We start from the raw sequence: 11,555 nt of genomic DNA, 5'->3' as shown, positions 1-11,555 counted from the left end.
GATTCTGGGTCTTTTTCGACGGGGAAAAGCTCTCCCTGTACAGGAAAGAGTAGGGGACATCGTGTTCGATCTCCAGTCCCTTCTTTTCTATTTTGTTGACCAGCAGTTCCACTGCCCGGTATCCCATTTCATAGGAATGTACATAGGTAGTGGTCAGTTTTGGAGAGAATTCTTCTCCTCCCCGTGAGTAGTGGCTGGTTGCCACCACAGCCACGTCTTCAGGGATGCGCAGCCCCATGGCTTTTATAATACTATAGGCCTGGCTGCAGGTGGGGAATTGATCCAGATAGATTGCCTCCACAGGGTTTTTCTGAGTCAGTAGTTCTTCCAGCGCATACTGGAAGCTTTTGGGATTGTAATAATCATACATGATAAAGCGGCACTGCTCCTGAGTAAGCCCCTTCTTCAGCCGGAAATCCTCCACAATCTGCCGGCTGATCTCCACCATCTGCAGTTCCTGTGCCTGCATGTAGCTGGTGAACAGCGCTGTGTTGCGGTAGCCTTTCTGATAACAGATTTCCAGGAAATCCTGTTTGTATATTTCATGTCCGCCGTAGACATTGTTGCCGTTCCTGTCAAAGGGGAGCTGCACTCCGGTGTAAATGGTTGGGAAGTCAGCAGCGATGAGTTCTGCCATGAAGTGCTGATAACTGTTTCCCACTGACGCAAAGATAAAGCCATCAACCCTCCGGCGTTTTATGATCTGGCTGGTAGAGGCTGACGGAACAAAAGAGCGGTTGTCCAGCAGAAGGTCGTATTTCAGGTGATTGGCTGCAATCGTGGCGCCGCTCAGAAACTGAATGGTAAAGTCATCATTTGGTTGCTGTATGCTCCAAAACGGCAGAACCAGTCCGATGGTATGTGTCTGGTTGGAGGCCAGGCTCTGCGCGCTGGCGCTGGGGGTATAGCCTAATTCCTCCATGGCCTTGATAACCCTGGACTCCGTCTCTGCCGAATAACGGCCCTTTTTATTAATGATCCTGGAAATGGTAGCGATAGACAGATTCGTTGCCTGTGCTATATCATATATCGTTATGTTTTTTTGAGATTCCATATTTTTATCCTTTTCCTTTTGATGCCCCGCCCGCGGCACGGGCAGTTAAATCTTGTTAGTATTACTTTAAATGAGAAAGCCTTATTTGTCAATAAAATTGTGTAAACGGTTACGCAAAAGAATCAAAACATTATTAACAAAAAACAATATCTGTATTTGTGCATAAATTATAAAAAAATAAAATATAAAAAGAATATATTGACTAATTGTCTAAATTGATGTATGGTAACACCATGAGAAAGCGCTTAACCTAAAGCGAAGACAGTGTTCTTTACAACGATTCGTGGATAAAAGGAATAAATTGCCACATGAAACAGGGGAAATCTTGTGAAGTTGCTGCCATATATAAAAATATTAATAAAATTTAAATGAGAAAGCGCTTAACCAAATAATGGTAAATGGAGAGGAAATTAGTATGAAGAAAAAAAGTTTGATCGCATTGGGAATGGCTGCCATGATGCTGTGTACCGGATGTCAGGGGGGTTCTGACAAAGCAAAAACCGAAGGTGGGAAAGAGACAGAAAAAACAGTCATGAATATCTGGATTGCAGGCAGTGGTGATGCCGATGCAGACAAGGCATACAAAACAGTTCTGGATGCATACTGTGAGGAGAACGCAGATGTGGACTATCAGCTCACTTACATACCATGGAGCGATTACTTTACAAAGCTGAATACAGGCCTTGCAGGCGCCAGCGGTCCTGATATTTTTATGCTGGGATACGGACAGATCGGTTCTGTACAGAGAGCGGGAAACCTTCTGAACCTGAGTGAATATCTTCCGGAGGACTGGGACGGATACGACGATTTTTATGAAAATATCCTGGAGATCTGTCAGCGCGACGGTGATTACTATGCTTTATTCAAACCGTCCAACAGAACCGTTTTCTACAGAAAAGATATCGCTGAGCAGAACGGTGTTACAGAGGAGGAGCTTAATATTAAGAGTCCCGAAGATTTTGAAAAACTGGTTGAAAAGATGACAGTCAGGGATGACAGCGGCAATGTTGTGACCTATGGTTTGGAGATTGACCCGGATGAAGTACAGGAGCTCTTTACCTATATGGGAATGTTTACAGATGAACCGGCGCTGTGGGATGATGATTATCTGGCAGTTTATGACCAGGATGCGGGCATACAGGCAATGGAGTATATGAACAAACTTTATGAGTCGGGAAATGTATGCTTCCAGGACGCCGCGGCAGGTACGACAGGTGTGGCATCAGGTGTGGCAGCCATGGCGATTGATGCTAACCAGGGATATGTGACAGACGACAGTGCTTTCCCGGGACAGATAGGCTGTATAAAGAATGAAATGCCTACACTGCTGATCGGAGATTATCTGGCAGCAAATGCGAACTCCAAAAACCCCGATGTGGCGGCAGACATGCTCCTTCATATGTTCTCAAAGGAATCCCTGAAACAGTTTGCTGAGATTGCAGGCCACTATTCAGGAAGAAAGTCCTTAAATGAGGATTATATTAAGATTAATCCGGACTATGAGAATATTGTATATTCATATGATAAATCATTTTCTTACGGAAAACCCATGCATCCCAATTTCGGTGAGGCGCAGTCTAACATAGGTCCGGCAATGGAATCCGTGTTTAACGGTACAGATGCGGCGGCAGCTTTGAAGGACAGTGCAGCGCAGTGGAACGCAGTTGTGGAGGCCGGTAAATAGGAGGCTATGATTATGAAGAGGATCGGAAAGAAGAGGGGAAAGCTGGAACAGCAGAATGCGGCGTATCTGCTGATCGCTCCCAGTTATCTCATATACCTGTTTTTTGTTCTGATTCCAGTTATCTGGACCATTGCCATGTCTTTTACAGACTATAACCTAAGCAAAGCCCATTTTGTAGGAATCAGCAATTATATTCAGCTTACAAAAGACCCTATTTTTATAAAAAGTGTTGGAAATACCCTGTTTTACTGTTTGCTTGCGATTGTCCCGGCTATGCTGCTGGGACTTGCGCTGGCAATGTTCCTGAACCAGAAATTAAAAGGAAAAGGATTTCTGCGGACGCTTTTCTATCTGCCCAATATCTTTTCCATGGTAGCGGTATCCATGGCCTGGCTGTATCTGTACGATACCACCTCAGGTATTCTCAATAAGGTACTGAAAGACCTTGGAATGCAGGCTGTGCCGTGGATCAGCAGTGCTTCCATGGCAATGATCTCCATAGCCATTATGAGTATTTGGAGCACCACCGGATACAACATGATCCTGTTCCTGTCCGGGCTGCAGGGCATACCGGATTACCTGTATGAAGCTGCCAGCATTGACGGGGCCACTGCATGGGAAAAGTTTATTCATGTGACAATTCCCATGTTAAAGCCCACGACCTTTTTTGTGTTCGTCATGGCGTGCATCAACTCTTTCCAGGTCTTTGGACAGGTGTTGATCGTGACAAACGGAGGCCCTATGAACTCCACAACGACAATTGCACATCAGATATACAGAAACGGTTTTGAATACTATAAAATGGGTTATGCCTCCGCGCAGGCTGTGGTGCTTATGGTGATAATCTTTGCGATCACTCTGATTAATATGAGATTTGGTGGAGGTGACGAGAATGACCTTGGCTGATATGGGAAAAAAGAAAAAGGAAAATCTGGTGAAAGGAATCAGCTATGCTGTTTTGATCATTTGGGTTCTCATCACGCTGGTGCCTATTATTTTTACAGTGCTGACAGCATTTAAGACAGATCCTGAGATTTCCATGGCAAGCTTCAAATGGCTTCCCGAGAGTTTCGGCAATATTGAAAGCTTCCGGCAGGCATTTGCCATGGGGGACTGGTTCCAGTATTTCAAGAACAGCCTGTTCATAACCGCGGTTACTGTGGTGGGAAGTCTGATCTTTAACTCAATGGCAGGGTATGCGTTTGCAAGGCTGAAGTTTAAGGGCAGGGAATTCTTGTTTATGAGTGTTCTGCTGGGAATGATGGTCTCTCCCCAGTCCATTATCATACCTCAGTATGTCATGATGCGCTCCGCTCCGCTTTTCGGAGGCAATAACATTCTGGGTCAGGGCGGGACAGGTCTTCTTGATACTTATGGTTCCCTGATCGTGCCGTTTTTGGCAGGGGCATTCGGTATTTTTCTGTGCAGACAGTTTTACTCTACATTCCCCACATCTCTGGACGATGCGGCCAGGATAGACGGATGCGGTGTGATAAAGACATATTTTGTTATTTACCTGCCTCTTTCCAAGACTATACTGGCAACACTGACGATCCTGAAGTCTGTTGCCACATGGAATGATTTTTTCTATCCGCTTATTATGACCCAGTCTGAGAAGATGAAGACTGTGCAGCTTGGGCTGCAGATGTTCCGGGGCAGTTCCATGACCCATTACAACTACCTGATGGCAGCTACCATTATCACAGTAATACCTATGGTGATCGTATATGCCTGCGCGCAGAAATACTTTGTGCAGGGAATCGTATCATCCGGAATGAAGAACTGAGAGGAGACTGAATTATGAAAGCAATTATGGTGATGTACGATTCTCTGAACCGTCATTTCCTTCCCAATTACGGCAATGAACTGACGAAGATGCCTAATTTCCGCCGCCTTGGGGAAAAGTGTGTGACATTTGACAATTCCTATGTGGGCAGCCTGCCGTGTATGCCGGCCAGACGGGAACTGCATACAGGCAGACTGAATTTTCTTCACAGAGGATGGTGTCCTCTGGAACCCTTTGATGATTCTATGCCGGAGATACTGAAGAAAAACGGTATCTATACCCACCTGGTATCAGACCATCAGCACTACTGGGAGGATGGCGGTGCTACTTACCACACACGTTATAATTCCTGGGAGTGCTCAAGAGGCCAGGAGGGAGATCCATGGAAAGCTGACTTGAAAGTGCGGGCAGAGGATCACCCGGGGTCTTTCGGGCCGTTTCCAAGAGATCCCATTGGAAATAACATGAGGCGTCAGGACTGTGCAAACCGCAGACATATAAAGGAAGAAAAGGATTTCCCGCAGGCGAAGACCTTCTCAAACGGCCTTGCATTTATCAGGGAGAATCAGGATTGTGACAACTGGTTTCTGCAGATTGAAACCTTTGACCCGCATGAACCTTTCTTCTCGCCCGAAGAGTATCAGGAACTTTACAGGATGGAGGGGGAGGAGCTGTGTCCTCTTGACTGGCCACCCTACGGTCCTGTCACAGAAAGTAAAGAGGTGGTATCCGGTGTACGCAATAAATATCGGGCGCTTCTGAGTATGTGTGACCATTATCTGGGCCTGGTCCTTGATCTGATGGATGAATATGAGATGTGGGATGACACCATGCTGATCGTGAATACAGACCATGGGTTTATGTTGGGCGAACATCTTTGGTGGGCAAAGGGGGTTATGCCTCTATACAATGAGATGGCCAGGACGCCTCTTTTCATATGGGACCCAAGAAGCGGTGTGAAAGGAGAACGCAGGCAGTCTCTTGTGCAGAATATTGATCTGGCCCCAACACTTCTGGATTATTTCCAAACCGATATTCCAAAGGATATGCAGGGCTCTGCATTAAGAGATGTGATCAAAACGGATAAACCTGTAAGGAAATACGGAATATTCGGCCTCTTTGGGTCAATGATCAACATCACTGACGGCAGGTATATTTACATGAGGGGGCCGGCAAAAAAGGAAAATCAGCCGTTGGCGGAATACACACTTATGCCCACTGTCATGCGTTCCAGAATGGCACCGGAGAAACTGCAGGGTATGAAGCTGAGACAGCCATTCTCCTTTACAAAAGGCTGTCCGGTTCTGGAGATTCCGTCCTCTGAGGAATGGGGAGCGGTGGCATCCTGCTTCCGGTACGGAGACCTTTTGTTTGATCTGGAAAATGATCCCGAACAGAAGCATCCTCTGGATGACCCGGATAAAGAGGCAGAGCTGATAAATGCGATGATACGGCTTATGAAGGAGAATGATGCACCGAAGGAACAGTTTTGCCGCATGGGATTTCCGGTTGAGGAGTGTGTCACCGCAGAGATGGTCCTTGAGATGAGAAAAGAGAAGGAAACCTACGACCCCGTGAGCGGGCTGGAGGAGTATCAGTGGGAAGAACCTGCAAAATGGCAGTTCTCGGCTTTGAAAAATGTAGCCTCACCTTATATGAAGGAAGAGGAACTGGTAAAACAGTTCAAAGAATTCTGCAGTGCAGGAGGTATCCGCTCCATTGACAGAAATGTGATAGAACGTTTTATAGATACTGTAATCCCTGAAACAGACAGGGAAAGCGCCCGCTTCACCATGGAGATGGCGTACCGTTTAAATTAAGAGTGAATGCGAGGGAAAAGAAAAGTGCCTGCGTTAAATGTGATGATAAAGCCTGCGTCAGGTTTGTGTAACATGAGATGTACCTACTGCTTCTATACGGATGAAGTAAATCACAGGGAGAAAGGGAATCTGGGGCTCATGTCCCCAGAGACCCTGGAAAATGTGATCAGAAAATCACTGGAATTCGCGGAAGGGCAATGTACCTTTGCCTTTCAGGGCGGAGAACCGACGCTTGCCGGTCTTGGATTTTTTGAAAATGTGATAAGGCTTGAGAAAAAATATAACAGGCATTCTTTGGTGATTCAGAACGCGCTGCAGACCAACGGATATGTTCTGGATGAATCCTGGTGCCGTTTCCTCCATGAAAACCATTTTCTTGTAGGGCTTTCCATAGACGGAATCCGATGCACACATGATTCCTGCAGAAGGGATAAAGACGGAAACGGTACATTTTCAAAAGTATTTGAGGCAGCGCAGATGCTGAAGGCATATCATGTGGAGTTTAATGTCCTGACTGTAGTCAACAAAAAAACAGCGCCCAGAATCTCCAGGATTTATGAGCAGTACAGGAAATGGGGCTTTTCTTACCAGCAGTATATCGCATGTCTGGACTCCCTGGAAAATGACGGACGAGGCGGTGAATTTGGACTGGAACCTGAAGTGTACGGCAGGTTTCTGATAGATTTATTTGAGCTGTGGTATATGGATTACCGAAAGGGAAGACAACCGTATATACGTCAGTTTGAAAACTATATTGCTATATTAATGGGAAGCTATCCTGATGCATGTGAACAGAACGGCGTCTGTGGTCTGCAGAATGTGGTGGAGGCGGACGGCAGCGTATATCCCTGTGATTTTTATGTACTGGATGGATACGGCATTGGAAATCTCAATCAAAATTCCTTTGCGGAAATATACGAAAAAAGAGCAGTATCCGGGTTTGTGGAGAATTCCCGCAATCAAACTGCACGGTGTAAAAACTGCCGGTACTATTTTGTGTGCCGGGGCGGCTGCCGCAGAAACCGTGTGGAGGAGGAACAGGGACAGGCTGTGAACTGCTTTTGCAAATCTTATCAGATGTTTTTTGACAGATGTTATGACAGACTGTGCAGAATCGCAGAGGAACTGTCATTCGGAAATTAAGGAGACGGAAAATGAAATTTACGGACGGATACTGGTGTGTAAAAAAAGGAATCACGCCGCTTTACGCGGCAGAATATTCCTCACATAAAGTAAAGAATGGGGAACTGGTCATCTATGCTCCGGGCAGACACATTGCTGACAGAGGTGACTGTCTGAATCAGGGGCTTCTCACCATTCGTCTGACAAGCCCTGCAGAGAATATCATAAAAGTTTCGGTTACTCACTTTGAGGGGACGGTCTCAAGAGGGCCATCTGCTGAAACTGTCCAGTGTGCTCCTCGTGTAGTGATAGAGGAAGATGAGAATATCATAAGTTTTCAAAGCGGCAGGACCAGGGCTGTTGTAGACAAAAGGCCGAAATCCTGGGGAATCCGTTTTCTGGACGGTGACAGGGAGCTGACGAATACAGGATTCAGAAATATGGCATACATGAAGAATGAAAACAACGGCAGAGTATATATGGTTGAACAGCTTGCCCTTGATGTAGATGAATATATTTACGGATTGGGAGAACGATTTACGCCGTTTGTAAAAAACGGGCAGAGTGTAGAGATGTGGAATGAGGACGGCGGAACAGCCAGTGAGATCACCTATAAGAATATCCCTTTTTATCTGTCGAATAAGGGGTATGGAGTACTTCTTGACGAGGAGGGGGATGCCTCGTATGAAATTGCAAGTGAAAAGGTGGAGAGAGTACAATTTTCCGTGGAAGGCGAGCGGCTTGCTTATTACATCGTGAACGGGCATACCCCCAAAGGAACGGTGGTACTGTACACGAAACTGACGGGAAGACCTGCACTTCCTCCGGCCTGGTCTTTTGGCCTCTGGCTTACCACCTCTTTTACAACAGATTATGATGAGGGGACAACCGGCAGTTTTATACAGGGAATGGCTGACAGGGATATTCCCCTTCATGTGTTCCATTTTGACTGTTACTGGATGGAGGCTTATGAATGGTGTAATTTCACCTGGGATCCGGCTGCATTTCCGGACCCGGAGGGTATGCTTAAGCGGTACCATGAGAGAGGGCTCAGAATATGTGTCTGGATCAACCCCTATATCGGCCAGAAATCCCCCCTGTTTGAGGAGGCTATGAAGGAGGGATATCTTCTGAAAAAGAAGAACGGTGATGTATGGCAGACGGATATGTGGCAGGCAGGTATGGGAATTGTGGATTTTACCAATCCGGACGCAGCGGCTTGGTATCAGGGCAAACTGAAGAAACTGCTGGACATGGGAGTGGATTGTTTTAAGACGGATTTTGGTGAGCGCATACCGGTCAGGGATATTGTATACCATGACGGCTCAGATCCCGTAAAAATGCATAATTATTATACTTATTTATATAACAGGGCAGTATTTGAGCTGCTGGTAAGGGAAAGAGGAGAGGGCGAGGCCGTTCTTTTTGCCCGTTCAGCTACAGTGGGAGGCCAGAAATTCCCTGTACACTGGGGCGGTGACTGTTCCGCGTCATATCCGTCCATGGCAGAGACCATCCGCAGCGGCCTTTCCCTTGCGTGTGCCGGTTTTGGATTCTGGAGCCACGATATAAGCGGATTTGAAAACACAGCTTCCGCTGATATATACAAGCGCTGGTGCCAGTTTGGACTCTTGAGCACACACAGCCGTCTGCACGGTTCCTCCTCATACCGGGTTCCCTGGGTGTTTGACCAGGAGGCGTGTGATGTGCTGCGCAGATTTGTTAAGTTAAAATGTGCGCTGATGCCCTACCTTTACAGTCAGGCGGTAAAAACCCATGAGGAAGGAATCCCTTTGATGAGGCCGATGTTCCTGGAATTTCCGGAGGACCGCTGCTGTGAAACACTGGATAAGCAGTATATGCTGGGCGACTCGCTTCTTGTTGCACCTGTGTTCAGGGAATCCGGGGAAGTTGAATATTATCTTCCGAAAGGGAATTGGATAAATATACTGACAGGGAAGACTCTGACAGGCGGCGGCTGGCAGAAAGAAAGCCATGATTACTTTACCCTTCCCCTTCTTGTACGTCCCGGCAGTATTATTCCGGCGGGTGGAAACTGTGACAGGCCGGATTACGACTATGCAGACGGTGTAAACCTGCTTCTGTACTTTCCGGATGAGGGAAGTAAGGCGGAGGCCTCTGTTACAGATGTTAGAGGATGTACAGTCATGGAAGTAAGAGCGGAGAGGACAGGCGCTGCCATTAAACTCAGAGTGGAAGGAAGAAATGAGAACTTTACCTGGGAAGTCCTTGGAGATGATGAACTGACGGTTATCGTTGAGTGACTGAAGCAGGCGGCCTGTGAAATAATGGCCGTCTGCTTCTTTTAAATGGGCAGTATGATGGAGACCTGAAAGACATGCCCCTCCCTAGCAAACTCCACAGTCCCCTGGTACTGCTGTACTACTTTCTTTACCGATTCTGTTCCGATTCCCGGTCCGTTATGTTTTGTTGAATAAAACTTTCCATTCGTTTCCTTTAGCGGATTAGAAAATGTATTTTCAAAACGTACAAGGAATCCGTTCTCCCCGTATTTTCCCCTTATTTTTATAAACGGATGTTCGCCCTGGTACTCCTGGCAGGATTCGTAGGCGTTTTCCAGAAGGTTGCCAAAGAGAATTGAGATATCAATATCCTCAATGGGAAGGTCCTGGGGCATTTCCAGGGTGACCAGAAAGGCAATGTGATTTTGGCTGCACATGTTTTTATAATACTGCAGCAGGGCATCGGCAATGGGATTTTTGCAGTAGGTTACCCTGTTTGCTGCTGCCTGGTTGATATCGCAGCCTGCCAGATAATGCATGGCCTGTTCCGCCTCGCCTTTTTCCAGAAACTGATACAGAGTGAGCATATGGTGGCGCATATCATGTCTCTGCCTGGCAGATTCCTCTATCTTTTCGGTCAGTTCACCGTAGTGTGCCTTCTGCACTGCCACCTGTGTTGACAGGCGCTTTCTTTCTTCTTCGTAAAAATGATTCAGCCTGTAAGCGTCTGCGAGCTGTGACCACAGGAAAAAGGCGCCGGCTGTGACGGCAGCCAGACTGCAGTATTCCGGAAAGAATCCTCCGTATTTTGGCTCATACAGAGGGAAAATGCGGTCAGCCCAGAGGGAGACGCATACGATTCCGGTCAGGGCAGGGACAAAGAAAGAGAAATTCTCCCCACAGACTGCGGCATACACTACATTAGCTGCCAGATAGAGAGATACAAGAATCTTTACAGCAGTTACAGCATAGGGGAAAGCAGCATGTACGGCAGGCAATGCGCTTCCAAATGTGCCGTATAGAAAGGCTGTTGCGCTGAACAGCAGCAGAAACACAGAGAAAATCCGATATCCCCTTGCCTGGCAGTTTAAAAAAGTATTCTGCAGATAGACATATAAAAAATATATGGCATATGTAGTGAACAGCTCCAGCCCGTACCACACAGTATTGCCCGGGCTGAAAAATGTATAGAAGACCGGGTAGGAAATGTAAACGGTCACCAACAGAGCCATCAGAGAGAAAGTCCCTGCTCTCTTGTCCCGCAGTTTCAGGAAGAAATACGCAGAAAACAGGCACAGCAGAAAGACAAGAATTATAACTACGTTGTGCAGGAACAGCCGGGTATACTGATATCGCCATATATTCTTTTCCAGTCCGAAAATGGGCGGGTATGTCATACCGCTGTAGTAGTGGCTGAAATTGGCAGCCTGAATCAGTATTTCAACAGAACCCCGGGCAGAAAAGGAGACGGATTGTATTCCTGTTTTTCTGTCTTTTGAATCCGGGTTTCCCATGGAAGTAAGCAATGTACCGTTGACATACAGCCGATAGGAGGAAAAGATTTCCGGCAGATACAGGGAGTATACCCTGCTTTTCTGAGGAAGCTCCACTGACATCCGGTATGTGGCTCTCCCGTATGGTGACCTGTCCCTGTCTCCCAGAGAAAAATCATTGTATTTTCCTATTGTGATAAATTCCATCGGCATATCAGGCAATCCCTGCTTAAAGTCCCGGGGTGTCAGGCTCGCGTCAGGATAAAACTGCCACTGATTTGTGAGATAAAAGATGTCTTTTTCCAGGGATTCCTCATCTGGACAGAGTATGC

At 46.7% G+C, this 11,555-nt stretch carries 8 protein-coding genes; 6 read left to right on the top strand and 2 right to left on the bottom strand.

The annotated features are described in order from the left end of the window. The coding region (locus V8Q34_RS14595; protein ID WP_335835763.1) for a LacI family DNA-binding transcriptional regulator at nucleotides 1-1,054 on the bottom strand (1,054 nt) is incomplete at its 3' end. A gap of 415 nt (nucleotides 1,055-1,469) precedes the next feature. On the opposite strand from V8Q34_RS14595, the gene V8Q34_RS14590 reads away from it, so the two are divergent. Genes V8Q34_RS14590 through yicI form a run of 6 tightly spaced genes read left to right on the top strand, consistent with a single transcriptional unit; the run spans nucleotide 1,470 to nucleotide 9,751 of the window. Next, a complete protein-coding gene (locus tag V8Q34_RS14590; protein WP_165392340.1) occupies nucleotides 1,470-2,738 on the top strand; it encodes an ABC transporter substrate-binding protein in 1,269 nt (422 codons plus the stop codon). 12 nt (nucleotides 2,739-2,750) lie between these two features. Continuing rightward, entirely contained in the window at nucleotides 2,751-3,644 is an 894-nt protein-coding gene (locus tag V8Q34_RS14585; RefSeq protein ID WP_225305200.1) for a carbohydrate ABC transporter permease, read from the top strand. Continuing rightward, nucleotides 3,631-4,524 carry a carbohydrate ABC transporter permease gene (locus V8Q34_RS14580; protein ID WP_118593919.1) on the top strand — a complete coding sequence of 298 codons (894 nt, stop codon included), beginning with the start codon at nucleotides 3,631-3,633 and terminating at the stop codon, nucleotides 4,522-4,524. Before V8Q34_RS14585 ends, V8Q34_RS14580 begins: the two co-directional genes overlap by 14 nt. Before the next feature lie 14 nt (nucleotides 4,525-4,538). Beyond that, nucleotides 4,539-6,344, top strand: coding sequence for a sulfatase (locus V8Q34_RS14575; protein ID WP_103732912.1), 1,806 nt, complete (start codon nucleotides 4,539-4,541; stop codon nucleotides 6,342-6,344). Between the two features lie 24 nt (nucleotides 6,345-6,368). Next, on the top strand, nucleotides 6,369-7,487 hold the full coding sequence (locus V8Q34_RS14570) for an anaerobic sulfatase maturase (protein ID WP_335835762.1): 1,119 nt from the start codon (nucleotides 6,369-6,371) through the stop codon (nucleotides 7,485-7,487). A gap of 11 nt (nucleotides 7,488-7,498) precedes the next feature. Then, nucleotides 7,499-9,751, top strand: coding sequence for an alpha-xylosidase (yicI, locus tag V8Q34_RS14565; RefSeq protein WP_335835761.1), 2,253 nt, complete (start codon nucleotides 7,499-7,501; stop codon nucleotides 9,749-9,751). Nucleotides 9,752-9,792: 41 nt separating this feature from the next. Here yicI and V8Q34_RS14560 read toward each other — a convergent pair whose 3' ends face one another. Next, nucleotides 9,793-11,436 carry a GHKL domain-containing protein gene (locus V8Q34_RS14560; RefSeq protein ID WP_158587280.1) on the bottom strand — a complete coding sequence of 548 codons (1,644 nt, stop codon included), beginning with the start codon at nucleotides 11,434-11,436 and terminating at the stop codon, nucleotides 9,793-9,795. Between the last annotated feature and the right edge of the window lie 119 nt (nucleotides 11,437-11,555).

The organism is Blautia sp. JLR.GB0024 (assembly GCF_037000545.1).
Taxonomy (GTDB): domain Bacteria; phylum Bacillota; class Clostridia; order Lachnospirales; family Lachnospiraceae; genus Blautia; species Blautia celeris.
The sequence above is the reverse complement of the archived record's forward strand: the minus strand, read 5'-3'. Positions and strand labels throughout refer to the sequence as shown.

What these genes read in the sequence shown, in the direction of transcription:
- V8Q34_RS14590 (WP_165392340.1), top strand. Translation starts at nt 1,470, where the DNA reads ATGAAGAAAAAAAGTTTGATCGCATTGGGAATGGCTGCCATGATGCTG.
- V8Q34_RS14585 (WP_225305200.1), top strand. Translation starts at nt 2,751, where the DNA reads ATGAAGAGGATCGGAAAGAAGAGGGGAAAGCTGGAACAGCAGAATGCG.
- V8Q34_RS14580 (WP_118593919.1), top strand. Translation starts at nt 3,631, where the DNA reads ATGACCTTGGCTGATATGGGAAAAAAGAAAAAGGAAAATCTGGTGAAA.
- V8Q34_RS14575 (WP_103732912.1), top strand. Translation starts at nt 4,539, where the DNA reads ATGAAAGCAATTATGGTGATGTACGATTCTCTGAACCGTCATTTCCTT.
- yicI (WP_335835761.1), top strand. Translation starts at nt 7,499, where the DNA reads ATGAAATTTACGGACGGATACTGGTGTGTAAAAAAAGGAATCACGCCG.
- V8Q34_RS14560 (WP_158587280.1), bottom strand. Translation starts at nt 11,436, where the DNA reads ATGCCGATGGAATTTATCACAATAGGAAAATACAATGATTTTTCTCTG.